Annotated in this window: 24 protein-coding genes; 10 read left to right on the forward strand and 14 right to left on the reverse strand. The window is 67.6% G+C overall.

All coding sequences use genetic code 11. The features are described 5' to 3' along the window. Positions 1-56: 56 nt before the first annotated feature. Together MF607_RS12680 and MF607_RS12685 are read left to right on the forward strand one after the other, a co-directional pair. Positions 57-1,109 (forward strand): aldose epimerase family protein, encoded by a 1,053-nt coding sequence (locus MF607_RS12680; RefSeq protein ID WP_242119291.1) that lies wholly within the window; start codon positions 57-59, stop codon positions 1,107-1,109. Between the two features lie 90 nt (positions 1,110-1,199). Further along, positions 1,200-1,583 (forward strand): hypothetical protein, encoded by a 384-nt coding sequence (locus MF607_RS12685; protein ID WP_242119293.1) that lies wholly within the window; start codon positions 1,200-1,202, stop codon positions 1,581-1,583. Between the two features lie 270 nt (positions 1,584-1,853). Here the strand turns inward: MF607_RS12685 and MF607_RS12690 are convergent, their stop codons facing one another. Next, on the reverse strand, positions 1,854-2,789 hold the full coding sequence (locus tag MF607_RS12690) for a TraB/GumN family protein (protein ID WP_242119295.1): 936 nt from the start codon (positions 2,787-2,789) through the stop codon (positions 1,854-1,856). A gap of 147 nt (positions 2,790-2,936) precedes the next feature. Here MF607_RS12690 and MF607_RS12695 point away from each other — a divergent pair, with 147 nt between their 5' ends. Together MF607_RS12695 and MF607_RS12700 are read left to right on the forward strand one after the other, a co-directional pair. Continuing rightward, a complete protein-coding gene (locus MF607_RS12695) occupies positions 2,937-6,086 on the forward strand; it encodes a helicase-related protein (RefSeq protein WP_242119297.1) in 3,150 nt (1,049 codons plus the stop codon). A gap of 41 nt (positions 6,087-6,127) precedes the next feature. Continuing rightward, positions 6,128-6,889, forward strand: a complete 762-nt coding sequence (locus MF607_RS12700; protein WP_242119300.1) for an SDR family oxidoreductase — start codon at positions 6,128-6,130, stop codon at positions 6,887-6,889. Between the two features lie 35 nt (positions 6,890-6,924). On the opposite strand, the gene MF607_RS12705 is transcribed toward MF607_RS12700, so the two are convergent. Beyond that, positions 6,925-7,212, reverse strand: a complete 288-nt coding sequence (locus MF607_RS12705) for a 4a-hydroxytetrahydrobiopterin dehydratase (RefSeq protein WP_056456550.1) — start codon at positions 7,210-7,212, stop codon at positions 6,925-6,927. A 45-nt stretch (positions 7,213-7,257) separates the two neighbouring features. Between MF607_RS12705 and MF607_RS12710 the strand changes: the two genes are divergently transcribed. From MF607_RS12710 to MF607_RS12720, 3 genes are read left to right on the forward strand one after another with little or no spacing between them, the layout of a single operon-like run. Next, positions 7,258-7,653: a metallopeptidase family protein gene (locus MF607_RS12710; protein ID WP_242119302.1), complete on the forward strand. Its 396-nt coding sequence runs from the start codon at positions 7,258-7,260 to the stop codon at positions 7,651-7,653. Then, positions 7,650-8,216 (forward strand): heme ABC exporter ATP-binding protein CcmA, encoded by a 567-nt coding sequence (gene ccmA, locus MF607_RS12715; RefSeq protein ID WP_242119304.1) that lies wholly within the window; start codon positions 7,650-7,652, stop codon positions 8,214-8,216. Before MF607_RS12710 ends, ccmA begins: the two co-directional genes overlap by 4 nt. Next, a complete protein-coding gene (locus MF607_RS12720; protein ID WP_242119306.1) occupies positions 8,213-8,848 on the forward strand; it encodes a heme exporter protein CcmB in 636 nt (211 codons plus the stop codon). Before ccmA ends, MF607_RS12720 begins: the two co-directional genes overlap by 4 nt. Before the next feature lie 134 nt (positions 8,849-8,982). Here MF607_RS12720 and MF607_RS12725 read toward each other — a convergent pair whose 3' ends face one another. The 12 genes from MF607_RS12725 to coxB all read right to left on the reverse strand — a co-directional run bounded on the left by MF607_RS12725 (position 8,983) and on the right by coxB (position 21,043). After that, on the reverse strand, positions 8,983-9,852 hold the full coding sequence (locus MF607_RS12725) for a class I SAM-dependent methyltransferase (RefSeq protein ID WP_242119308.1): 870 nt from the start codon (positions 9,850-9,852) through the stop codon (positions 8,983-8,985). Then, positions 9,852-11,246, reverse strand: a complete 1,395-nt coding sequence (gene thrC / locus MF607_RS12730) for a threonine synthase (protein ID WP_242119310.1) — start codon at positions 11,244-11,246, stop codon at positions 9,852-9,854. Before thrC ends, MF607_RS12725 begins: the two co-directional genes overlap by 1 nt. A 10-nt stretch (positions 11,247-11,256) precedes the next feature. Next, the gene (locus tag MF607_RS12735; protein WP_242119401.1) at positions 11,257-11,856 is read right to left on the reverse strand and encodes an SURF1 family protein; all 600 of its coding nucleotides are present in this window, start codon (positions 11,854-11,856) and stop codon (positions 11,257-11,259) included. Between the two features lie 5 nt (positions 11,857-11,861). Then, positions 11,862-12,245, reverse strand: a complete 384-nt coding sequence (locus tag MF607_RS12740) for a DUF983 domain-containing protein (protein WP_242119312.1) — start codon at positions 12,243-12,245, stop codon at positions 11,862-11,864. Next, a complete protein-coding gene (locus MF607_RS12745; protein WP_242119313.1) occupies positions 12,245-13,159 on the reverse strand; it encodes a cytochrome c oxidase subunit 3 in 915 nt (304 codons plus the stop codon). Before MF607_RS12745 ends, MF607_RS12740 begins: the two co-directional genes overlap by 1 nt. Positions 13,160-13,211: 52 nt before the next feature. Then, positions 13,212-13,745, reverse strand: coding sequence for a cytochrome c oxidase assembly protein (locus MF607_RS12750; protein ID WP_242119315.1), 534 nt, complete (start codon positions 13,743-13,745; stop codon positions 13,212-13,214). Continuing rightward, positions 13,742-13,876, reverse strand: coding sequence for a hypothetical protein (locus MF607_RS22715; RefSeq protein ID WP_268795281.1), 135 nt, complete (start codon positions 13,874-13,876; stop codon positions 13,742-13,744). The genes MF607_RS12750 and MF607_RS22715 overlap by 4 nt, the downstream gene beginning before the upstream one ends. After that, positions 13,873-14,772 (reverse strand): heme o synthase, encoded by a 900-nt coding sequence (locus MF607_RS12755; RefSeq protein ID WP_242119317.1) that lies wholly within the window; start codon positions 14,770-14,772, stop codon positions 13,873-13,875. The genes MF607_RS22715 and MF607_RS12755 overlap by 4 nt, the downstream gene beginning before the upstream one ends. A 59-nt stretch (positions 14,773-14,831) precedes the next feature. Continuing rightward, the gene (locus MF607_RS12760; RefSeq protein WP_242119319.1) at positions 14,832-16,223 is read right to left on the reverse strand and encodes a DUF1501 domain-containing protein; all 1,392 of its coding nucleotides are present in this window, start codon (positions 16,221-16,223) and stop codon (positions 14,832-14,834) included. Continuing rightward, complete coding sequence (locus MF607_RS12765) at positions 16,220-17,986, reverse strand: DUF1800 domain-containing protein (RefSeq protein ID WP_242119322.1); 1,767 nt, start codon at positions 17,984-17,986, stop codon at positions 16,220-16,222. Before MF607_RS12765 ends, MF607_RS12760 begins: the two co-directional genes overlap by 4 nt. Positions 17,987-18,186: 200 nt before the next feature. Beyond that, positions 18,187-19,845 carry a cytochrome c oxidase subunit I gene (gene ctaD / locus MF607_RS12770; protein ID WP_242119324.1) on the reverse strand — a complete coding sequence of 553 codons (1,659 nt, stop codon included), beginning with the start codon at positions 19,843-19,845 and terminating at the stop codon, positions 18,187-18,189. A gap of 1 nt (position 19,846) precedes the next feature. Beyond that, complete coding sequence (coxB, locus tag MF607_RS12775; RefSeq protein WP_242119327.1) at positions 19,847-21,043, reverse strand: cytochrome c oxidase subunit II; 1,197 nt, start codon at positions 21,041-21,043, stop codon at positions 19,847-19,849. Between the two features lie 203 nt (positions 21,044-21,246). On the opposite strand from coxB, the gene pyrE reads away from it, so the two are divergent. From pyrE to acpS, 3 genes are all read left to right on the forward strand, one after another. Beyond that, entirely contained in the window at positions 21,247-21,828 is a 582-nt protein-coding gene (gene pyrE / locus MF607_RS12780) for an orotate phosphoribosyltransferase (RefSeq protein WP_242119329.1), read from the forward strand. Then, the gene (locus MF607_RS12785) at positions 21,825-22,553 is read left to right on the forward strand and encodes a pyridoxine 5'-phosphate synthase (protein ID WP_242119331.1); all 729 of its coding nucleotides are present in this window, start codon (positions 21,825-21,827) and stop codon (positions 22,551-22,553) included. Before pyrE ends, MF607_RS12785 begins: the two co-directional genes overlap by 4 nt. Positions 22,554-22,704: 151 nt before the next feature. After that, positions 22,705-23,112, forward strand: a complete 408-nt coding sequence (acpS, locus tag MF607_RS12790) for a holo-ACP synthase (RefSeq protein WP_242119333.1) — start codon at positions 22,705-22,707, stop codon at positions 23,110-23,112. The last annotated feature ends 6 nt before the right edge of the window (positions 23,113-23,118 follow it).

Genomic DNA, 23,118 nt, shown 5'->3' on the forward strand with positions numbered 1-23,118 from the left:
GCTCTGGGCCCCCGCCTACGCGGGGGTACGGTGGCGAATGTTGGTGGAGAGGTTGTATGGCGGACGCAAAGCGGGTGGCATTCGGGACGCTGGACGGCGCTCCCGCCGAGGCGATCGAACTTGATGCCGGCAAGCTGTCGGCGCGCATCCTGCCGTTCGGGGCGACGTTGCAATCGCTGTGCGGGCCCGACCGTGATGGGGCGGTGGCCGATATCGTGCTGGGGTTCGACGACGTCCAATCCTATCGCGACCGGCCGTCCTGGTTCGGGGTGACGGTCGGGCGCTATGCCAACCGGATCGCGGGTGGGCGGTTCAGCCTCGACGGGCAGAGCTACACGCTCGAAACGAACAATGCGCCCAACCATCTGCACGGCGGATCGGACGGGTTCGATCAGCGGCTGTGGGACGTGGCGGAGATCGGCAGCGATGCCGACGCGGCATGGGTGCGCCTGACACTGACCAGCCCCGATGGCGATGCCGGCTATCCAGGGACGGTGGAGGCAGGCGCGACCTATCGCCTGACTAATGACGCGCTGACCATCGAATATGACGCTACGACCGATGCGCCGACGATCGTCAATCTGACCAACCATGCCTTTTTCGACCTGAGCGGGCGTGGCGAGGCGCTACGCCATCTGCTGACGATCGAGGCGGATGCAATTCTGCCGGTCGATGCGACGTCGATCCCGACGGGGGAGCAGCGCGCGGTGGCGGGGACGCCGTTCGATTTCCGCACCCCCCATGCGATCGGCGAGCGGGTGCGCGACGGGCGCGACGACCAGATCGCGATCGGGCGCGGCTACGACCATAATTTCATCGTGCGTGGAGAGCCGGGGACACTGCGTCCGGCGGCGGTGCTGGCCGACCCGCAGTCGGGCCGGACGATGACGCTGTCGATCACGGCACCGGGGCTGCAACTCTATTCGGGCAATTTCCTTGGCGGGGCGGAGCCGGGCAAGGGTGGACGGCTATACCGACAGGGCGATGCCGTGTGTCTGGAGCCGCAAGCCTATCCCGACACGCCGAACCGGCCGGAATTTCCCTCCGCCCGGCTCGATCCGGGGCAAGCGTGGAACAGCATTATACGATTTGCGTTCTCCGTGGGTTGAATGTTTGTGCCGCACCGCGACGAACCTTTGTTGCGCGGCGCACAAGCGCGCTTGACGAAAACGTTTGCGTTTGCGAACGACCTTAATCCTATGAAGCACCCCCTTCTCCTCGCCGCCACCGCTGCGGCCTTCGCCCTTTCGGCCTGCGGTCAGTCGCAGCCGGAGCAGCTCGACACGCGCGCGCCCGATCCGCTGGCATCGCAGCTCGCCAACCGTGCCCCGGTGGAACTGCCCCCGCCCGTCAAGGCGAGCGTGACGTTCCGCTGCAAGGACAACAGCCTCGTCTATGTCGACTTCTTCGAAGGCGACACGCAGGCGAATTTCCGGACGAAGCAGGGCGAGATGCCCGTCCGTCTGAAGGCCGAGGAAAAGGGCAAGCCGCTTACCGCCGAGGGCGGGTACAGCCTGACCGGCACCCCGAAGTCGATCACCCTGACCCAGCCGGGCAAGGGCGCGCAGGCCTGCAACGCCTGATCCGATTACCGATGGCGGCTCCCTTCCGGGCCGTCGTCGTGACATGTGCCTGACGGCCGGCGGAGCGATCCGCCGGCCGTTTTCTTGTGGGGGTGCACCGCGCGCGATCAGCTTTGTGGTCTTCGTCCACCCCGTGCCGCGCCGACCGTCATCCCAGCGAAGGCTGGGATCTCCGGGTGATAGCGCGGGGCAGGCGCCGCGCGAGGCCCCAGCCTTCGCTGGGGCGACGTTTCGTTGCGACGGGGTGTAAGGCGCCGGCCGACGCTATCCTCAATATTTCACCCGCGTTGCGCGCAGCTTGTACCGCTTGAGCGCATCCTGCACGCTGCCGGTGCCGGCAAGGTGCCCCGCGCCGACCGCGACGAAGACGGTGCCGGGGCGCTTCATCCGTTCCTCGATCCACTTGGCCCAGCGGGCGTTGCGGTCGGTCAGCAGAACGCGGCGCAGTTCGGGCGAGACGGTCATGTCCTCGTTCATCGTCGCGGCGAGCGCGGCGGGATCGCCCTTTGCCCATTGGTCGACCATCTTGTCGATCTGTTCGCCCGCGGTCGGCAGTTCCTTGATCGTTTCGCTAAGAAACGTGACCTGCGCGGCGTCGGACAGGGTGTCGAAGAAGCCGAATTGCTGTTCGAGCGTCTCGAGCCCGGTGATCGGCTTGCCCGCGACCTTGGCCGCCTGCGAAATCGTCTGTTCGGCGCCGCTTTGCGGGTCATAGCCCTGCTTCTGCAGCATCACCAGCGTCAGCGTCGAGGCGGCGAACCACGGGTCGAGCTGTTCGAGCGCCCCCGCCGGCAGCCCGGCATCGGCGACCGCCTTGGCATAGGCGTCGCGTTCGGCGGCGGGGAGTTTTTCGCTCAGCTTCGGGCCGGTCACGTTGACCGCCGACTTCATCACCGCCGCCTGCGCCTGTTCGGGGGTTGGCATCGGGATTTCGAGCACGACCTCGTTCGATTTGTCGAAAGCGGTCTTCACCGCCTCGTCGAACCACGACAGGCCGGGTTTCAGGACGTGGATCGTCCCGAACAGATAGATGGTCGTGTCCTTGTCCTTGACGACCCACAGCGCCGGATCGGCTTCGCGCGGAGTCGCGGCGGCGGTGTCCGCGGCGGGGGTTTCGGCAACCGGGGCCGGTGCGGTCTGCGCCATGGCGGGCAGGGCGGTCATCAGGCTGAACGCGGCGCCGAAGCGCAGCAGGATCGAGGACATCGGCGTCTCCACAGGGCCGGCGGACCGGCGGTGGCGCCTGCATAGCAGCGGCGTTCGCCATGCGACAGGCCGCAGGAACGGACGCGACCGACGCTTCGTTCAACGTTCCTGTCCGCCCGATATCAGGGCCTTGCCGGGAACTCCGCTATGCCGAACACCACCGCCGCCCCCGATCGTCCTGACCGGGGGGAGCATGCGATCGGGCCGATCGCGGCACGTCTGGCGGTGGAGCTCAGCAAACGCCCGATACTGTTCGTGGCGAGCGACGAGACGCGCGCCGCAGCGATCGCGGCGGCATTGGCCGCGTTCGCGCCGGGGGCGGATGTCGTGCACCTGCCCGCCAGCGACGCGCTGCCCGGGGACGATGCGCCCGCTTCGCCCGGCAATGCCGGCGCGCGCGTCGCGGCGCTCCGGTGGTTGCGGATGGCGTCGGCGACCAAGCGGCGCGTCGCCTGCATCACCGCACCCGAGGCGACGGCGCTGCGCATCGCGACGCCCGAGGATTTCGATGCCGCGCCGCCGGTGCTGCGGATCGGCGACGCGATCGACATGGCCGACTTCGCCGAACGCGCGGTCGAGCTGGGCTATGTGGTCGACGACCGGGTCGACGAACCGGGCGAGGTCGCGGTACGCGGCGGCGTGGTCGATATCTTCCCCGCCGATGCGATCTGCCCGATCCGGGTGATGGTGACCGATGGCGCGATCACCACGATCCGCAGCTATGATCCCGTGACGCAGCGCGGCGACGCCGATCTGGGCGAGGTGACGATCGGTCGCGCCGCAGAGCCGGTGACGACCAAGGGCGTTTCGCTGCTCGATCATCTGCCGGGTGCAGCGGTGGCGATGGACCCCGACGCCGAGCGGCGGCGGGCCCGGTTCCTCGATCTGGCAGAGGATGCGACGCGGCGGCGGCGACGCGATGCGGCGACGCTGGTCGATCGGCAGGCTTGGGAGGATCTGCTCAAGGCACGCGACCGGATCGACTTGCCGGAGGACGCCGCGCCGCCGCCGCGCTTCGTCACCCACCGGGCGCCGGCCCGCGCGTTCGGCAAGTTCGCGCGCGAGATACTCGACGGCGGGCGGCTGGTACTGGCGGGCAGTCCGCGCGACCTGCGGTTCCTGCGCAAGCGGCTGGCGACGCTCGGCCGGACCGAGCCGGTGACGATCGAGGCGTGGGACGAGGCGGTGCGCGCCGAACCCGGAACGGCGATGCTGCTGACCGCGCCGATCGATCGCGGTTTCGTGGCGGACGGGGTGACGGTGGTCACCGGCGGCGACCTGCTGGGCGGACGGGCGCGTGGCGACGAGCTGGCGGCTGCGAGCGCCAATCCGCTGTTCGCTGAAGCGGGCGAGCTGCGGGTGGGCGACGTGATCGTGCATGAGGAGTTCGGCATCGGCCGCATCGTCGGGCTGGAGCAGTTGCCGGGCGAAGAGGCCGGCGACGCGATCGTGCTGGAATATGCGAAGGGTGCGCGGCGGCTGGTGCCGGTGACGGAGGCCGACCGCATCTGGCGCTATGGCGCGGATGGCGATGCGGTGACGCTCGACGCGCTCGACGGATCGAGCTGGCAGAAGCGTCGCGGCGCGATCGACGCGGCGATCGCCGAAAGCGCGCGCGAACTGGCGGCGATCGCGGCGGCACGCGATGCGATCGAGGTGGCGCCGATCGAGGCCGATATCGCCGCCTATGAACGGTTCGCGGCGGGATTTCCGTTCACCGAGACCCCCGATCAGGCGCGCGCCATTGCCGCTGCCCGCGCCGATCTGGCGGCGGGGCGGCCGATGGACCGGCTGGTGATCGGCGATGTCGGCTATGGCAAGACCGAGGTCGCGTTGCGTGCGGCCGCGATCGTCGCGCTGGCGGGGCGGCAGGTTGCCATCGCCGCGCCGACCACGGTGCTGGTGCGCCAGCATGTCGAAACCTTCCGTCGCCGGTTCGAAGGGACGGGAATCGAGGTCGCCGGGCTCTCGCGCCTGTCCGATGCGGCGGAGAAGAAGCGGGTCAAGGCGGGGCTGGCCGACGGATCGATCGGCGTGGTCATCGGAACGCAGGCGGTGGCGGGCAAGGGTGTCGAGTATCGTGACCTTGCGCTGGTGGTGATCGACGAGGAGCAGCGCTTTGGCGCGAAGGACAAGGCGAAGCTGCGCGAGCTGTCCGACCATGTCATGACGCTGTCGGCGACGCCGATCCCGCGCACGCTGCAAAGCGCGCTGATCGGGTTGCAGCAACTCTCGGTTCTCGCCACACCGCCGGCGCTGCGCCAGCCGATCCGCACCGCGGTGACCGAATTCGACGAGGTGACGGTGCGCACCGCATTGCTGCGCGAACGGACGCGCGGCGGGCAGAGCTTCGTCGTCGTGCCGCGGATCGAGGATATTGCACCGCTCGAGGCACGGCTGCGCAAGCTCGCGCCCGAACTGACGCTGACCGTCGCGCATGGCAAGATGCCGGCGGCGGAGATCGACGCGGCGATGGTCGGCTTCGCCCATGGCGAGGGCGACGTGCTGCTCGCGACCAACATCATCGAGGCGGGGCTGGACGTGCCGCGCGCCAATACGATGATCGTCCATCATGCCGACCGGTTCGGCCTGTCGCAGCTGCACCAGTTGCGCGGGCGGGTCGGGCGCGGCGGGCGGCGCGGGCAGATATTGCTGCTGACCGATCCCGACCATGCGATCGCCGAGGCGACGCTGAAGCGGCTGCGGACGTTGCAGGCGTTCGACCGGCTGGGCGCGGGCTTCGCGATCAGCGCGCGCGACCTCGACCTGCGCGGCGCGGGCGATCTGGTGGGGGAGGCGCAGGCCGGCCATATGAAGCTAATCGGCATCGACCTGTACCAGTATCTGCTCGGTCGCGCGCTGCGCGCGGCGCGGGGCGAGGTGGTCGACCGGGTGGTGCCCGAACTGCATCTGGGCATTGCCGGGCGGTTGCCCGAGACGTGGATCCCGGAAACCGAGGTGCGCCTGGTCCTCTACGGCCGTCTGGCACGAATCGAGGAGGAGGGCGTGCTCGAAGCGTTCGAGGAGGAACTGGAGGATCGATTCGGCGCCTTGCCCGAAGAAGCGCAGTTGCTGATCGATCTGGCGCGGATCCGGTTGCTGGCGCAGGCGGCGGCGGTGGCCAAGGTCGATGCCGGGCCGGCGGCGATCGCGCTGACGCCGCAGGGCAGTAGCGCGTTGCCCGATGTCGACGGGCTGACCGAGAAGAACGGGCGCTGGATCGTGCCGGCGCGAATCGACGATGCCGGCGAGCGGTTGGCGAAGGTGCGCGACGTGCTGGAGACGGTGGCCGCCTGAAACCGCTGGCGTCGGCCCCGTTCCTGTCGGATGTTGCGGGGATGAAAACGGTCTTCATCACCGGCGGCGGGTCGGGCATCGGGCGGGCGGTGGCGCAGTTGTTCGCCGCGCGCGGCTGGCGGATCGGGCTGGCGGATTTGAATGCGGCCGGGCTGGCGGAGACGGCGGCGTCGCTGCCCGGCGGCGCGGCGACCTTCGTGTTCGACGTGACCGACCGCGTCGCATGGGATGCGCCGCTTGGGCGTTTTGCCGGGGACGGGGGGATCGACGCGCTGTTCAACAATGCCGGTATCGCGGCAGGTGGCGTCTTTGCCGACATGACGCCCGCCGCGATCGAACGGACCATCGCCGTCAACCTGACCGGGGTGATCCATGGTGCCCATGCGGCGCACGGCTTTCTGAAGGCGAGCGGGGGGTGCCTGCTGAACACCGCGTCGGCGGCGGGGATTTACGGGACGGCGGGCGCGGCGGTCTATTCGGCGACCAAGTTCGGGGTGCGCGGGCTGACCGAAGCGCTCGACGGCGAATGGGCGGCGGACGGCATTCGCGTGCGCTCGCTGATGCCGGGGTTCATCGACACGCCGCTGCTCGACGCCTCGCTGGCCGGAAGCAATCTCAACGTTCGGCAACAGGTGCGCGCGGCGGGGCTGGAGTTCACGCCCGTCGAGGTGGTGGCGCAGGCGGCATGGGATGCGGTCCATGGCGACGCCGTCCACACGCCGGTCGGCCCGACCGCCAAGCGAATGCGCTTCGCCGCACGGTGGATGCCCGGGAAGCTGCGGCAGCAGATGCGGCGGCGGTAATTTCCAACCGTTCGAAGTTACGTTGCGGCGTTCGCCTACTCCACCAGCGCGTCGATCGCCTGCGCCATGTCGATATCGCGGTCGGACAGCCCGCCCGCGTCATGCGTGGTCAGCAGAATGTCGACGCGGTTGTAGACGTTCGACCATTCGGGATGGTGATCAGCCTTTTCGGCGAGCAACGCGACCTGCGTCATGAACGCGAACGCCTGCGAGAAATTGTCGAAGGTGAAGCTGCGCACGATCGCGTCGCGACCCGCATCATGGTCCCAGTCGGGCAGGCCATCCAGCGCATCGGCGCGTTCGGCTTGGCTCAGCGGTTCCATCGTCCCTCCCTTGTCTCCTGATGGCGAAGGCCTATTGCTTGGGCCATGTCCGATCAAGCGCGAACCGCCCCGAGTGCCGCCGAGATGGAAATGCTCGCGCGCGCGGCGCTCGCCCGCATTCCCGAACCGTTCGCCAGCCACCTGTCCGACATCGTCCTGCTGGTCGAGGAATTCGCCGATGACGAGACGCTGGCGGCGATGGAGATGGAGCCGTACGAGCTGACCGGCCTGTATCATGGCAGCCCGATCGGCGAGAAATCGATGTTCGACGGGATGCGGCTGCCCGATCGCATCCATCTGTATCGCCAGCCGCTGCTCGCCGAATGGTGCGAGACCGGCGTCGATCTGGGCGACCTGATCCTGCATGTCGTGGTGCATGAGGTCGGCCATCATTTCGGCCTGTCCGACGACGATATGCATGCGCTGGAAGCGGCGGATTGAGCCTGCTGACGTTCGATCGGGTGAGCGGCGCGCGGGGACGGCGGACGCTGTTCGCCGACCTGTCGTTCGATCTGGGGACCGGTGACGCGCTGCTGGTGCAGGGGCCGAACGGGGTCGGCAAGTCGACGCTGGTGCGGATCGCCGCCGGGCTGCTGCCACCCGTCGACGGCAGCGTCACCCGCGGCGGGGCGGTGGCGCTGCTGAGCGAGGCGGCGGCGCTCGACCCGCAATTGCCGCTAACGAAGGCGCTGGGATTCTGGGCCGGGCTGGATGGCGCACGCGACCGGGTGGATGCGGCGCTGGCGGCGATGGGAATCGGATCGCTGGCCGAAGTGCCGGTGCGCATGTTGTCGACCGGGCAGCGCCGTCGCGCGGCGATCGCACGCGTGGTGGCGGCCGACGCCCCGATCTGGTTGCTCGACGAGCCGGCCAATGGCCTCGATGCGGCGTCGCTCGAACGGCTGGAGGCGGCGATCGCCACACGGCGCGCCGGGGGCGGGGCGGTGCTAGTCGCCAGTCATGTGCCGGTCGCGCTGCCGGACGCCCGGGTGGTGACGTTGTGATCGCGCTCATCGTCCGTGAATTGCGGATCGCGTGGAGCGGGGGCGGGCTGCTGCTGCCGGTCGCGTTCTTCCTGCTGGTCGCGACGCTGTTTCCCTTCGCGATCGGACCGGATGCGGCGCTGCTCGCGCGGATCGGCGGCGGGGTGGCATGGGCGGCGGCGTTGCTGGCGGCGCTGCTGCCGATCGAGCGGCTGGTCGCGCCCGATGTCGATAGCGGGGTGGTCGATCAACTGGTCGTGCGCGGGTGGAGCGACAGCGGCATCGCGCTGGCCAAGACGATCGGCCACTGGCTGGGTTTTGCGCCGGCGGTGATGCTGGCGGCGGGGCTGTCGGCAGCGTTGCTGGGGATCGATGCGCCGACGCTGCTGCTGCTGGAGGCGGGGTTGCTGATCGGTACGCCGGGGCTGGCGGCGCTGAGCGTCGCGACGGCGGCGCTGGTCGCGGGACTGCGCGGCGGGGGTGCGGTGGCGGGACTGGTGATGCTGCCGCTGGCGTTGCCGATCGTGATCTTCGGGGCGGGGGCGCTGGACGGGGGCGCGGGCGCGATGAAGCTGCTCGCGGCGACCAGCCTCTTGCTATGTGCCGGCGGACCGATCGTGGCGGGAGCGGCGATGCGGATCGGGCGGAGCTAAAAATCCTCCCCGGCACGGGGATGGGGACCATGCGCAGCATGGTGGAGGGGGGTATCCGCGCATGTTGCGCTTCGCGGCGATCCCCCTCCACCAGCCTGCGGCTGGTCCCCCTCCCCGCGGAGCGGGGAGGATTCTTAAGTGTTACGCCACCGCGCGAAGATCGCGGTCGGCAGGGTCAGCCCGCGCGTTTCCTCGCGCACGCCCAGTTCGCCGCACTCGACCGTGCCGCCCAGATCGCCGAGCGACTGGCGCAGCAATTCACCGATCGCCAGCGCCGACATCCGCACCGCGTACACCGTAAGGAACAGGAAGCGCGACTCGTTGTCGAGCAATTGCCGGCAATCGGCGATCAGGCCGGGCAGATGCTCCTCCAGCTTCCACACTTCGCCATTGGGGCCACGCCCCCATTTCGGCGGATCGAGGATGATGCCGTCATAGCGCCGTCCACGCCGGACCTCACGCGCGACGAATTTCGCCGCATCCTCGACCAGCCAGCGGACCGGCTTGTCGGTCATGTCCGACAGCGCGGCATTGGCGCGCGCCTGTTCGACCGATTTCTTCGACGCATCGACATGGACGACGCGTGCCCCCGCCGCCGCCAGCGCCAGCGATCCGACGCCGGTATAGCCGAACAGGTTCAAACATTCCGGGTCGCTTGCGCCGTCCAGCCGCCCGCGCATCCAGTCCCAGACCGGCGCCATGTCGGGGAAGAAGCCGAGATGCCGGAACGGCGTGTTGCTCGCCGAAAACCGCACCTCGCGCCACGTCAGCGGCCAGTCGCGCGGGGGTTGCTTGAAGAACTGCCAGCGCCCCCCGCCATCCTCGTCCGATCCGGGCACGAATTCGCCATGCGCATCCCAATGGTCCAGCGCCGGCGCCCACATCGCCTGCGGTTCGGGCCGGATGAAGCGATACGGGCCATAGCGTTCGAGCTTGCGACCATGGCCACAATCGACCAGCCCGTAATCGCCCCAGGGTTCGCCGATAAGTGCGATCGGGTCCATTATGCGCGGGGCGTCGCCCGTTCGGCGATCCACGCGGTTACGGCGTCGAACGTCGCCGGGAGGGTGACATAGCGCTCCTCGCGATCGAACAGGTCGCCGACGCGCGGCGGCAGCGCGGCGCGGGTGCCGACCGCGCGTTCGACCGCTTCGGGGAATTTGGCCGGATGCGCGGTGGCCAGCGTCACCATCGGCGCGTCGATGCCGCTGTCGAGGGCGGCAGCCAGCGCGATCGCGGTATGCGGGTCGATCGTCTGCGCGGCATGATCGTACGCCCAGCGCATCGCCTGTGCCATGCGATCGCCATCGACGCGCGCGCTGACGAACAGCGACGCCGCGCCCTGCTGCTGCGCATTGGTCAGCCGCATCGCCCGGCTGGCTTCGAACCCGCGCATCTGCTCACCCAGCGCCACGCCGTCGCGCCCGCCAAGGTCATAGAGGAGCCGTTCGAAGTTCGAGCTGACCTGGATATCCATCGACGGGGTCGCGGTCGGGGTGACCTGTGCGCTCGAATAATCGCCGTTGGTCAGCGCGCGGTGGAGGATGTCGTTGACGTTGGTCGCGACGATCAGCCTGGCGATCGGCAGCCCCATCTGCGCCGCGACGAAGCCCGCGAACACATCGCCAAAATTTCCGGTCGGCACCGAGAAGGCGATCGCCTTGTCCGGTCCGCCCAGCCGCACGGCGGCATAGAAATAATAGACGACCTGCGCCATCAACCGCGCCCAGTTGATCGAGTTCACCGCCGACAGGCGGAAACGGCCGGAGAAGGCGGCGTCGTTGAACATCGCCTTGACCAGCGCTTGCGCGGTATCGAAATCCCCTTCGATCGCGATGTTGTGGACGTTGGGCGACAGGACGGTCGTCATCTGCCGCCGCTGCACGTCGGAGACGCGGCCGGCGGGGTGCAGCATGAAGATGTCGATATGCTCGCGACCCGCCACCGCGTCGATCGCTGCCGATCCGGTATCGCCACTGGTCGCGCCGATGATCGTCAGCCGCTCGGTCGTGCCGGTCAGGAAGCGTTCGAAGAACAGCCCGAGCAGTTGCAGCGCCACGTCCTTGAACGCCAGCGTGGGGCCGTGGAACAGTTCGAGCAGCCACTGGTCATGATCGATCTGCACCAGCGGGGTCACCGCCTTGTGGCTGAACCTGCCATAGGCGGCCTCGCACAGGTCGAGCAGCTCGGCCTCGCTCAGCGCGTCGCCGACGAACGGGGCCATGACCTTGGCGGCGGTCTCGGCATAGCTGAGCCCGGCCAGCGCGCTAATCTCTTCGCGCGTCAGGGTCGGCCATGCGTCGGGCAGATACAGGCCGCCATCGCTGGCCAAACCGGCCAGCGTCGCGCCGGCGAAGTCGAGATCGGGCGCATGGCCCCTGGTGCTGACATACCGCATGGGCGTGCGGTTAGCGGCTGCGACGGCGAAGTGCCAGCAAGTATATGATGACCGCGGCCAAGGCGAAGGCGAACCATTGGATCGCATAGGCGAGGTGATTGTCGGGCAGGCTGGCAGGATCGGGGCGGTGGCTGGGTTTCAGACCGGGGGCGGGGGTGTCCGACACGATCATCGGTGCGGGCGGCGTGACGCGACCGGTCATCCGGTCGAGCAAGGTCGGCCCGCCCGGTGCCTGGCTGAGCGTGCCTGCCACCGCGCCGCCGGCCCAGACCGGCCGTAGCTTCGGATCGGGTGCGACGCCGAGGTCGACCCGGAAGCGCTGGCCGTTCGGGCCGGTGCAGGCGGCAATGTGGCGATAGCCCGAACTGCCGTCGACCGCGCGGCCGGCACCCATCGTCCAGTCGCCGACCCGTGCGCAATGGGCGGTGACGCGCGCGAACAACAGATCGTCGGTGATCCGCGTCGGCAGCGGTTGCACGGGCCGATCGAGATTGGCGCGGGCGTGCGCGATCAGCGCCGCCTTTTCCGCGCGGCGCTGCAACTGCCATACGCCCAGCGCGACCATCGCCGCGACCGCCAGCAGCACGATCAGCGTCGGCAGGATCGGCATGCGTTTCACGGGCGCGGGTCGATCCGACCTTCATGAGCGCCGCGCTTATATTCGAGCGCGATCAACATGCCCTTGGCGATGCGCAGGCTGCCGACCACGCCGACGATGGTCAGCGGTACCCAGAGCAGCACATGCAACCACCATGGCGGGCTGACGGCAAGCTCCAGCCAGATGGCGAGGATGGTGATGATCGTGCCGATGCCGAGCGTCAGGAACGCCGCCGGGCCGTCGCCGACGTTGAACGCACCGAAGTCCAGTCCGCATGTCCGACAGCGATCGGCAAAGGCGACGGGACTGCGGAACAGGGTCGGCGCGGCGCAGCGCGGGCACAGGCCGCGCACGCCGCAATCGAAGGGCGCGGGACCCCCTGCGCCCGGTTGGTCGGACATCAGCCGCCGTGGATCGGCGCGCCCCAGCCGCCCCATACATAGATGACGACGAACAGGAACAGCCACACCACGTCGACGAAGTGCCAATACCATGCGGCCGCTTCGAAGCCGAAATGCTGCTTCGGGGTGAAGTCGCCCTGATAGGCGCGGATCAGGTTGACCGCGAGGAAGATGGTGCCGACCAGCACGTGGAAGCCGTGGAACCCGGTCGCCATGTAAAAGGACGCGCCGTAGTTCAGGCCTTTGAACGGCATCGGCGCGTGGATGTACTCATAGGCCTGGATGCAGGAGAACAGCGCGCCGAGGAGGACGGTCAGCCACAGCCCCTTCTTGACGCCGTCATTCTCCCCCACGCCGATCGCGCCCCACAGGCCCTTCAGCGCACCGCCGCGCTGGTTGTGGATCAGCGCATGGTGCGCCCAGGTGACGGTGGTGCCCGACAGCAGCAGGATGAAGGTGTTGAGGAGCGGCAGTTCAAAGGCGTTGAGCACTTCGAGGCCGGCGGGCGGCCATTGCGCGGCGACGGCGGTATTGCCCGCCTCGATCAGCGAGACGCCGTCCTCGTGATTATACTGGATCGCGGCGGGGAAGAGAGAGAAGTCGAACCACGACCAGAACCAGCCGACGAAGAACATCACTTCGGAAGCGATGAACAGGATCATGCCGTAGCGCAGATGCAACTGCACCACCGGCGTATGGTCGCCCGCCTTCGATTCGCGGATCACATCGGCCCACCAGAAGCCCATGCAGGCCAGCGTCGCGATCAGGCCGGCGCCGAACACGAAGCCGCCAAGCGGCGCTTCGTTCAGATACATGACGCCGCCCGCCGCCATCATGAAGGCGGCCATCGAACTGGCAAGCGGCCAGATGCTGGGGGGCAGGATATGAAAATCGTGGTTCTTCGCGCCTGCCATCATCCGTCCCTAAGCTGTTCGCGCCTTTTGCGGAGCGTGTTTGCGCGCGATCCTAGCTCTTCGTCGCGCCCGAATCCACCGGGTAAAATGTGTAGGATAGGGTGATCGCGCGAATGTCCTTCGCATCCGGGTCGTCGTGGATCTTGGGATCGACGAAGAAGATGACCGGCATGCGCACCTTCTCGCCCGGTTGCAGCGTCTGCTGGGTGAAGCAGAAGCACTGGATCTTGGTAAAATATTTTCCCGCTTGGGATGGCGTCACGTTGAAGGTCGCGGTGCCGGTGACCGGGCGACCCGACACGTTCTTAGCGGTGAAGAACGCCATGTCGCGCGCGCCGATATCGACGGTTTCGGAGGCGCGTTCGGGTCTGAACTCCCAGCCGAGCGCCGGATTGACGTTCGTGTCGAAGCGCACCACGACCCTGTCGCCGATGCCGCCGGGCGCCTGTTCCCCGCGCTGGGTGGTGCCGTTGAACCCGGTCACCTGACAGAACATGCGGTAGAGCGGCACGCTGGCAAAACCGACTCCGGTCATGCCGACCACACCCGCCACCGCCAGCAACGCGACCCGCAGATTACGGGTCATGCGCCCATTCCCGCCTGAATCTTCACGATGGTGATCGCGAACAGCAGCACGACGAACCCGCCGAGCAACCATGCCATCACCTTCGCCCGTTCGCGCTGCCGCGCGCGGATGCGGTCGTCCTGTTCGCTCATGCCAACATCCACCGGTCGGCGACCAGCGCGCCGAACATCGCAAAGAGATACAGGATCGAGAAGGCGAACAGCCGCTTTTCGGGCTTCATCTTGTCATCTTGTCCCGTCGAACGCAGCGCGACCTGTACCGCCAGCAACCCGAAGGTCGCGGTCAGCAGGCAGGCGGCGATGCCATAGATCGCACCGGTCAGCCCCAGCGGCCACGGCGCCACCGCGACCGCCGCCATGGGGATGGTGTACAACCCGATCTGCGTCCGCGTCGTCCGCTCGCCCGCCACCACCGGCAGCATCGGCACGCCGGCATTGGCGTAATCGGTTTTCACGAACAGCGCGAGCGCCCAGAAATGCGGCGGCGTCCACAGGAAGACGAGGCAGAACAGCAGGAACGGCAGCAGCGCGACGTCACCGGTCGCCGCCGCCCAGCCGATCAGCGGCGGAAACGCGCCCGCCGCCCCGCCGATGACGATGTTCTGCGGCGTCCGGCGCTTGAGCCACACGGTATAGACCAGCACGTAGAACAGGATCGATACGGTCAGGATCGCGGCGGCGGCGAGGTTCACCGCCAGCCCCATCAGCACGACCGAAAAGATCGACAGGCCGACACCGAAATGCAGCGCCGATTGCCGGTCCATGCGGCCGGCGGGGAGCGGACGACCCTGGGTCCGCTTCATCTTGGCGTCGAGGTCGGCCTCATACCATTGGTTGAGCGCGCCCGCCGCACCCGCGCCGAGGGCGATGCACAGCACGGCGGTGAAGCCGATCACCGGATGGATCGCGACCGGCGCGGCGAGCATGCCGCACAGCCCGGTAAAGACGACCAGCGTCATCACCCGCGGCTTGGTAAGGGCAAGGAAATCGCGCCACTCGGCGGGCAGGGTGATCGTCTGCGCGGTCATCGCCGCCCTATATCGGGTTGTGGGGGCGGGGGAAAGCGTTGCGGCAGTCCCCCGACCGATCACACGAACCCCTGTCCCCAGCTCGATTTGTCGTAATTGCCGATATTGGGCAGCACGTTCGACATGTCGCCGTCGGACACGCCGAACCAGCGCGCCAGTGTCGAGGCATATTGGTCGACCGACATGGTCGGGATCAGGCGGCCTTGCCTCACATCGTCGGGCGTGTTGGTGCCGACCAGCGGCGCGGTGCCGTAGAGCCGCTTGCCGTTGACCGCCCCGCCCATGACGAAGTGCATCGATCCCCAGCCATGGTCGCAACCATTGCCGTTCGACGGCAGCGTCCGGCCGAAATCCGATCCGGTAAAGGTCGTGACCTTGTCCGCCACGCCCAGCGCCACCGTCGTGTCGTGGAAGGCGCGCATCGCCTCCGACAATTTGGTCAGCAGCCGCGGCTGGTTCCCCGCAAGATTGTCGTGCAGGTCGAACCCGCCCATCGACACGAAGAAGACCTGCCGTTTCGTGCCCAGATCGCCCGAGATGGCGATCATCCGCGCGACCATGCGCAGCTGGTCGGCAAGGCCGTTGTCGGAGGGAAAAAGCGGGAAATTCGATTCTGGTACGCCGGCCAGGCTGTTGGCCAGTTGTGCCTGCGTCTCCATTGCCCGTTTGTTGATCCGCGCATATTCGGTGCCGAACATGTGCGGATTGGTCTCGGTCATCATCTGACGCAACGTCTGGGCCGCAACGCTCGACCCGTAGAGCGACGTTGCGTTACGCAGCAGCGGGACCGGACCACCGGTGCCGACATTGTACTGAATCGCATTGCGGCCCGACAGGAAGACGGCGTTGCCCGATGCGTTGATGCAGGTGGTCGCCGCGGTGCCGTTGCCCGACTGGAACAGATCGCCGATCCGCCCGCCCCAGCCCGAACCGGCGCCTTCGGGGCTCGAAGCCTGGAAGAAGCTTTGCTGGTCGTTGTGGCTGAACAGCTTGGGCGGCAGGCGTACCGACTTGTTCTGATATTGCGCCTTGGTCGTCGGCTGGATCAGCGTGCCGACGTTCATCGCCACCGCCAGCCGCCCGGCATCGAACAGCGGGCTGAGCGGCGCCATTGCCGGGGCCAGCGCATAGGCGCGCCCGCCCAGGTCCGCGGTCGGCAGCAGGACGGTCGGCGCCAGCGCTTCGCGCGAGAAGGCGAGCGAACTGCGCAGCGACGTATATTTGGCGTGGCTGGTCGGATCATAGGGGACCAGCGTGTTGAAATGGTCGTTGCCGCCGGCAAGGAAGATGCACACCAGCGCCTTGTAGTCGCTGGCGGTGGCCGCTGCCGCCTCACCGATCGCGCCGAGGCTGGTGACGAACGGGGCCGCGACTCCCGCCACCCCGAACAAGGCGGAGCGTTGCAGGAACGCGCGGCGGGAAACGTCGGTCAGGATGGTTGGAGCGTTCATTTGAGCACCAGATAATCGGGCGACGCGAGGGTCAGCAGGATCGCGACCCCGGTTCGGTTGAGCGTGGCGTTGTTCGCGGTCAGCGGGATGCTGTCGACGGCGGTGCGGATCGTGGCGACGGTCGATGCGCGCAATTGCCCGGCGGCGAGGATCAGATTGACCTCGTCGACCAGCTCCGCGCTGTCCGATGCCAGCGCCATCATCGGAGCATAATCCGCCTTGGTATCGCCGGTGCCGCCACCGACCAGCGACTGCATATAGTTGATATAGGCGATGTTGGTCTGTTCGCTGGCCATCAGGAATTCGGGCGCGGTCAGGCCGGCCTGTACCAGCGGCGTTCCCGGGGGGCTGAAGCCCGGACGGACGAAGCCGAACACGCTCGACGCCCGGCCGATGCCCTGGCCCAGCCGGGTGGTGGTGCTGGTCGTGTCGCCGATCGCCCATGCGTCGCTGGGCGAGGTCACGCCGAATGCGCGCGCCCAGTTGGTCAGGCGCAGCACCGGTTCGCGCAGGCGGCCGGCGGTGGGGCTGGCCAGCGCCGCGGCCTCGTCGCGTGCTTCGGGGTCGAGCAGGACCGCGCGGATGATCGCCTTCATGTCGCCGCGCACGCCGCTGCCGTTATTGGCGAAGGCGGCGGCGACGCGCCCGACATAGGCCGGGCTGGGGTTGGAGGTGACCATCCGCTGGATCAGCTGCTTCGACACGAACGGCGCGATGTTCGGATGGCGGAAGATGATGTCGAGCGCGGCGTCGACCGCTGCCCAGCCGCCGCCCGACACCGTCCCGCCGAGGAAGGTCGCCGATCCGGTTTCGTTGTTGGCGTCGTTCAGGATCAGCGGCTGGCGCATCCGGTCGGCCGTCGTCCGGTCGCTGGTCGCCAGTTGCAGCCCGGTGAACACCCGCGCCAGTTGCGACACGTCGTCGAGCGTATAGGTTTCCAGCACCTGTCCGTTCGACGTGCGCACGGTGCCGTCCTGTTCGAGCTGGCTTACCCCCAGCGTGAAGAGTTGCATCAGCTCGCGCGCGAAGTTTTCGTCGGGCAGGCTGCCGGTCGACGGATTGGCCTTCTTGCTGTTCACGAACGTCAGGAACACGCCCATCGTCGCATTGCGCGCGATCGCGCCGAGCAGGTCGCGGTAATTGCCGAAGGCGTTGTCGGCCAGAATGTCGGTATAGGCCGCCATCGACAGGGCGCGCCAGTCGATGGTCAGCGCGTTCATGCCGACGACCAGATAGTCGAGCAGCGCGACCGTGACCCGCTGCCGCAATGCATCGGGACCGGCGATGACCTGTCGCCAGACGCTGGCATCGTATCCGCTCTGGACGTTGACCTTGTTCGACTCGGCATAGCCGTTGGCGACCATCCAGTCCCAGTGGCCGGTCTGGCGCGGGATCGCGAACTGCGCCTCGATCCATCCGGCGATGCCGGTGTTCAGCACCGAATCGATGCCGGTGCGGGTCGCGCCCATCGTCGCCTGGGCAAGGAAGCGGCTGGCGCTGCGGGCGTTCAATGCCGCGACCGTCGGCGTCGGGCTGGGGGTCGGCGTCGGTGTCGGGGTCGGGTTGGGTCCGGCGACGGTAACCGTGCCAGGACCGGTGCCGCCGCCCGAATCGCACGCCGCCAGCAGCGCGGCGGCGGCGATGACGCCGTGTCTCGCGGCAAGTCCCGTGGCCGGCACCGCATCGACGGGCAAGGCCTGCACCGTCTGTTCCGAAATCCGTGTCCGATCAGCAGTGTCGATGATCGTTTCGTCGCCCAACATGGCAATCCCCCGTACGCTGACGCCGGGGATAAAGACCTATGGTTGGGGAATGTTTAACGTACGGATTTTTAAGCTGAAACATGGTTAACCGAAGGTTTCGAGGGACGGTTTCGAACTCGTACCGATCCTTGCAGAACCGCGTAAAAAAACGCCCCGGATCGCTCCGGGGCGTTTGTGTTTTTTTCTCGGCGGCGTCCCGGTCAGTCGACCTTGGGCAGCGTTTCGAACTGGTGGAACGGCGGCGGCGAGGACAAGGTCCATTCCAGCGTCGTCGCACCGTCGCCCCATGGATTGTCCGCCGCCTTGCGTCCGGCCATCAGCGAGATGACGACGTTGACGAAGAAGAACACCATGCCGACCGCCATGATGCCATATCCGGCCGAGGCGATGTGGTTGTAGAAGGCATAGGCGTCCGGATAGTCCGGGTAGCGCCGCGGCATGCCCTGCGCACCGAGGAAATGCATCGGGAAGAACATTACGTTCACGCCGATGAAGAACACCCAGAAGTGCAGCTTGCCGAGCAGTTCGTTGTACATCTTCCCCGACATTTTCGGGAACCAGTAGTAGAAGCCGGCGAACAGCGCGAACACCGCCCCCAGCGACAGGACGTAGTGGAAATGCGCGACGACATAATAGGTGTCGTGCAGCACGTCGTCGACGCCGCCATTGGCAAGCACCACGCCGGTCACGCCGCCGACGGTGAACATGAAGATGAACCCGATCGCCCACAGCATCGGCGTGGGGAAGCGCAACGACCCGCCCCACATCGTCGCGATCCACGAGAAGATTTTGATGCCGGTCGGCACCGCGATGATCATCGTCGCGGCGGTGAAGTACATCTTGGTGTTCACGCTCAGGCCGGTGGTGAACATGTGGTGCGCCCACACGACGAAGCCGACCGCACCGATCGCGACCATGGCATAGGCCATGCCGAGATAGCCGAACACCGGCTTGCGGCTGAACGTCGCGACGATGTGGCTGATGATGCCGAAGCCCGGCAGGATCATGATGTACACTTCGGGATGGCCGAAGAACCAGAACAGATGCTGGTATAGGATCGGATCGCCGCCGCCTGCCGGATCGAAGAAGGTCGTGCCGAACTTGCGGTCGGTCAGCAACATCGTGATCGCCGCGGCCAGCACCGGCAGCGCCAGCAGCAGCAGGAACGCGGTGACCAGCACCGACCACACGAACAGCGGCATCTTGTGCAGGGTCATGCCCGGCGCGCGCATGTTGAAGATGGTCGTGATGAAGTTGATCGCGCCCAGGATCGACGATGCACCGGCAAGGTGCAGCGACAGGATCGCCATGTCGACGCTCGGCCCCGGTTCGCCATAGGTCGACAGCGGGGCATAGACCGTCCAGCCGGTACCCGCGCCGCCGCCGAACATCGTGCTGCCCAGCAGCAGCGCGAAAGCGGGGATCAGCAGCCAGAACGAGATGTTGTTCATGCGCGGGAACGCCATGTCCGGCGCGCCGATCATGATCGGCACGAACCAGTTGCCGAAGCCGCCGATCATCGCCGGCATGACCATGAAGAACACCATGATCAGCCCGTGCGCGGTGATGAGCACGTTCCAGAAATGGAGCGCCTGATCGCCTTCATGGCCCGACAGCCATGGCAGCCACTGGATGCCCGGTTCGGCGAGTTCGAGGCGCATCAGCCCCGAAATCGCGCCGCCGATGATCCCCGCGACGATCGCGAAGATCAGGTACAGCGTCCCGATATCCTTGTGGTTGGTCGACATGAACCAGCGGGCGAAGAATGCCGGCTTGTGGTCGGCATCGTGATGATGCGCGTCATGGCCGTGACCGTGCGCGTCGAACGCGTGGTGGCCGGAAAGGGCGGAATCGGTCATCTTACTGGTCCACGTTGCCGACGCCGCCGCCGTTGCCGGTGGCGCGCTGGGTGGAGGGGGAGGCGGCTTCGGTCGCGTTGACGACCGGCGTCGACGCGTCGCTCGCCGTATTGCCGGCTTCCGACGTAGCGTCGGCGGTGTCGGCACCCGGCTGCGGGATCACGGCATTGCTCGGCGCGGCGGCTTCGGCCGGGCTCGGCAGCGTGCCGCCCTTGGCGCGGATCCACTGGTTGAACTGCGCCACCGGCACCGCTTCGACCGCGATCGGCATATAGGCATGGCGCGCACCGCACAGTTCGCTGCACTGGCCGAAATACAGGCCCGGCTTCTCGATGGTGAAGCTGGTCTCGTTCAGCCGGCCGGGCACCGCGTCGAGCTTTACCCAGAAGGCCGGGATCGCCCAGCTGTGGATCACGTCGGTCGCGGTGGTGATCAGGCGGATCGGCACGCCGACCGGAAGCACGATGCGATTGTCGACCGCAAGCAGGCGTGGCCCGTCGGCATCGGTGCGGAACCGCTGTCCGGCCGAAACCTCGTTCTTTTCCTTCAGCATGTTGGCGGTCACCGACACGCCGCCATAATCGGGATATTCGTAGCTCCAGAACCACTGGTTGCCGATCGCCTTCAGCGTCACGGCATTGTCGGGCGCCGGCTTGAACTGGCGCGCGAGCAGCCCGATCGACGGCACCGCGATCGCGGCGAGGATCAGCACCGGGGCGGCGGTCCAGATGATCTCGATCGCGGTATTGTGCGACGTCTTCGACGGGACCGGGTTCGCCTTTTCACGGAACCGGATCGCGACATAGGCAAGCAGGAACAGCACCAGCAGCGAGATGAAGACGATCACCGGCATCAGGATGTTGTTGTGGAACGCCTTGCCCTCGCGCCCATTGGGCGTGAACTGGGTCTGCAGGTCGATCGTGCGATCGGTCGGCTGGCCGACATGCGGCGTTGCGACCATGCGCGGCGATCCGTCGGCGTTCAGCGTCGGGTCCTGCACCGCCGGCGGCGTCGGGGCGGCGGCGGTCGCGGGCGGCGTCACCTGTCCGGTCGGATTGGCCTCCGCCGATCCGGGGGGCGGGGCCCCTGCCTGCGGCGCGGTCGCGACCTCGCCGCTGCCCGGCGTCACCGCGGCAGGCTGCTGCGCATGGGCGCTGCCCGCCAGTGCCGCGGCGGCGGCGAAAACAAACATCCTCATCCCAATGCTTCGCATCGTGTATCGTCACCCCGTTATCTGGCACGCGGCACGCTTCTAGATTGGCGTGGTCGCGTCGCGCGGGCGTTTGGAAACCCTAACCCATCGGGCTATACGCGGCATGTCGTCCGGCCTCAAGCGATGGTTGCGAACGCACCCCGGGCGGCAGTAGAGGGCGCGCGACGGCAATGGGCGGGATGACAGCCATGAACGACGACGCGATCCTCGACGAATTCCGGCAGGCGGAAGCGCTGCTGGAGGGGCATTTCATCCTGTCGTCGGGACTGCGCTCGTCACGCTATCTGCAATGCGCGCGCGTGCTGATGGATCCGCGCCGTGCGGCACGGCTGTGCGACGAACTTGCCAGCCGCCTGCCGGACGAGGTGCGCGAATCGATCGAGGTGGTTATTTCGCCGGCGATGGGCGGGGTGATCGTCGGGCATGAGATGGGGCGGTCGCTGGGCGTGTCCGCAATGTTCCTCGAACGGCCGACCGGTACGTTCGAACTGCGGCGCGGCTTCCGCATCGATGCCGGCACCCGCGTGCTGATGATGGAGGATGTGGTCACCACCGGTCTGTCGTCGCGCGAGGCAATCGCCGCGATCGGCGCGGCGGGGGGGAAGGTCGTGGCGGCGGCGTCGCTGGTCGACCGGTCGAACGGTTCCGCCGATCTGGGCGTGCCCTTCTTCCCGCTGATCCGCCTCGACGTGCCGAGCTACCAGCCCGACGCGCTGCCCGCCGAACTGGCGGCGATCCCGGCGATCAAGCCCGGGAGCCGCGCGGCATGACCGGGCCACTGCGTCTGGGCGTCAATATCGATCACGTCGCGACCGTCCGCAACGCGCGCGGTTCGGGCTATCCCGATCCGGTCCGCGCCGCGCTGCTGGCGGCCGAGCACGGCGCGGACGGGATCACGGCCCATCTGCGCGAGGATCGCCGGCACATCACCGACGAGGATATCGCGCGGCTGTCGGCGGAGCTGACCGTGCCGCTCAACCTCGAAATGGCGGCGACCGACGAGATGCTCGGAATCGCGCTGCGCCATCGTCCGCACGCCGCCTGCATCGTCCCCGAAAAGCGTGAGGAGCGCACGACCGAGGGCGGGCTCGACGCCGCCGGACAGCACGATAATTTAGCGCCGATGGTCCGCGAACTGGGCGCGGCGGGGGTGCGGGTGTCGCTGTTCATCGAACCCGATGCGCAGCAAATCGCCGCCGCCGTGGCGCTCGGCGCGCCGGTGGTCGAGCTGCACACCGGCCGCTATGCCGAACTGGCGGGCGACGAGCAGGTCGCCGAACTGCGCCGCATCGCCGATGCCGCGGCACTGGCGGCGAAGAACGGGATCGAGGTCCATGCCGGACACGGGCTGACCTTCGACAATGTGATCCCGATCGCCGCGATCCCGCAGGTGCGCGAGCTGAATATCGGCCATTTCCTGATCGGCGAGGCGATCTTCGGTGGCCTGGGGCCGATGGTGCGGCGAATGAAGAATCTGATGGAGACCGCGCGGTGAGGAGTGGAAAATCCTCCCCGGCACGGGGAGGGGGACCAGCCGCAGGCTGGTGGAGGGGGATGTCCTCCGCCACGACGGTTGCGTTTGGGGATACCCCCCTCCACCACTCGCATTCGCGAGCGGTTCCCCTCCCCGTACCGGGGAGGATTTTATGATCGTCGGTCTCGGCTCGGACCTCTGCAATATCGAGCGGATCCAGTCGTCGCTCGACCGGTTCGGCGACCGGTTCCTCCAGCGCGTCTTCACCGAGGTCGAACAGGCCAAGGCTGCCCGACGCCCCTTCACCCGCGCCGGTACGCTCGCGAAGCGATTCGCTGCCAAGGAAGCCTTTTCCAAGGCGGTCGGGACCGGCTTTGCGCAGGGTGTGTTCATGCGCGATATCGGCGTGGTCAACGCCCGCTCGGGCGCGCCGACACTGGCGCTGACTGGTGGTGCGAAAGCGCGACTTGACGCGATGATGCCCGAGGGCCACGTCGCGAAAGTGCATCTGACGATGACCGACGATCACCCCTGGGCGCAGGCGTTCGTCATCATCGAGGCGGTGCCGGCAACAGAGTAGGACGAT

The sequence above is a fragment of the Sphingomonas lacusdianchii genome (genome assembly GCF_022664395.1).
Taxonomy (GTDB): domain Bacteria; phylum Pseudomonadota; class Alphaproteobacteria; order Sphingomonadales; family Sphingomonadaceae; genus Sphingomonas; species Sphingomonas lacusdianchii.

Excerpts from the sequence above, each read along its gene's own strand:
- MF607_RS12680 (WP_242119291.1), top strand. The coding sequence starts at position 57 with ATGGCGGACGCAAAGCGGGTGGCATTCGGGACGCTGGACGGCGCTCCC.
- MF607_RS12685 (WP_242119293.1), top strand. The coding sequence starts at position 1,200 with ATGAAGCACCCCCTTCTCCTCGCCGCCACCGCTGCGGCCTTCGCCCTT.
- MF607_RS12690 (WP_242119295.1), bottom strand. The coding sequence starts at position 2,789 with ATGTCCTCGATCCTGCTGCGCTTCGGCGCCGCGTTCAGCCTGATGACC.
- MF607_RS12695 (WP_242119297.1), top strand. The coding sequence starts at position 2,937 with ATGCCGAACACCACCGCCGCCCCCGATCGTCCTGACCGGGGGGAGCAT.
- MF607_RS12700 (WP_242119300.1), top strand. The coding sequence starts at position 6,128 with ATGAAAACGGTCTTCATCACCGGCGGCGGGTCGGGCATCGGGCGGGCG.
- MF607_RS12705 (WP_056456550.1), bottom strand. The coding sequence starts at position 7,212 with ATGGAACCGCTGAGCCAAGCCGAACGCGCCGATGCGCTGGATGGCCTG.
- MF607_RS12710 (WP_242119302.1), top strand. The coding sequence starts at position 7,258 with ATGTCCGATCAAGCGCGAACCGCCCCGAGTGCCGCCGAGATGGAAATG.
- MF607_RS12725 (WP_242119308.1), bottom strand. The coding sequence starts at position 9,852 with ATGGACCCGATCGCACTTATCGGCGAACCCTGGGGCGATTACGGGCTG.
- thrC (WP_242119310.1), bottom strand. The coding sequence starts at position 11,246 with ATGCGGTATGTCAGCACCAGGGGCCATGCGCCCGATCTCGACTTCGCC.
- MF607_RS12735 (WP_242119401.1), bottom strand. The coding sequence starts at position 11,856 with ATGCCGATCCTGCCGACGCTGATCGTGCTGCTGGCGGTCGCGGCGATG.
- MF607_RS12740 (WP_242119312.1), bottom strand. The coding sequence starts at position 12,245 with ATGTCCGACCAACCGGGCGCAGGGGGTCCCGCGCCCTTCGATTGCGGC.
- MF607_RS12745 (WP_242119313.1), bottom strand. The coding sequence starts at position 13,159 with ATGGCAGGCGCGAAGAACCACGATTTTCATATCCTGCCCCCCAGCATC.
- MF607_RS12750 (WP_242119315.1), bottom strand. The coding sequence starts at position 13,745 with ATGACCCGTAATCTGCGGGTCGCGTTGCTGGCGGTGGCGGGTGTGGTC.
- MF607_RS22715 (WP_268795281.1), bottom strand. The coding sequence starts at position 13,876 with ATGAGCGAACAGGACGACCGCATCCGCGCGCGGCAGCGCGAACGGGCG.
- MF607_RS12755 (WP_242119317.1), bottom strand. The coding sequence starts at position 14,772 with ATGACCGCGCAGACGATCACCCTGCCCGCCGAGTGGCGCGATTTCCTT.
- MF607_RS12760 (WP_242119319.1), bottom strand. The coding sequence starts at position 16,223 with ATGAACGCTCCAACCATCCTGACCGACGTTTCCCGCCGCGCGTTCCTG.
- MF607_RS12765 (WP_242119322.1), bottom strand. The coding sequence starts at position 17,986 with ATGTTGGGCGACGAAACGATCATCGACACTGCTGATCGGACACGGATT.
- ctaD (WP_242119324.1), bottom strand. The coding sequence starts at position 19,845 with ATGACCGATTCCGCCCTTTCCGGCCACCACGCGTTCGACGCGCACGGT.
- coxB (WP_242119327.1), bottom strand. The coding sequence starts at position 21,043 with ATGAGGATGTTTGTTTTCGCCGCCGCCGCGGCACTGGCGGGCAGCGCC.
- pyrE (WP_242119329.1), top strand. The coding sequence starts at position 21,247 with ATGAACGACGACGCGATCCTCGACGAATTCCGGCAGGCGGAAGCGCTG.
- MF607_RS12785 (WP_242119331.1), top strand. The coding sequence starts at position 21,825 with ATGACCGGGCCACTGCGTCTGGGCGTCAATATCGATCACGTCGCGACC.
- acpS (WP_242119333.1), top strand. The coding sequence starts at position 22,705 with ATGATCGTCGGTCTCGGCTCGGACCTCTGCAATATCGAGCGGATCCAG.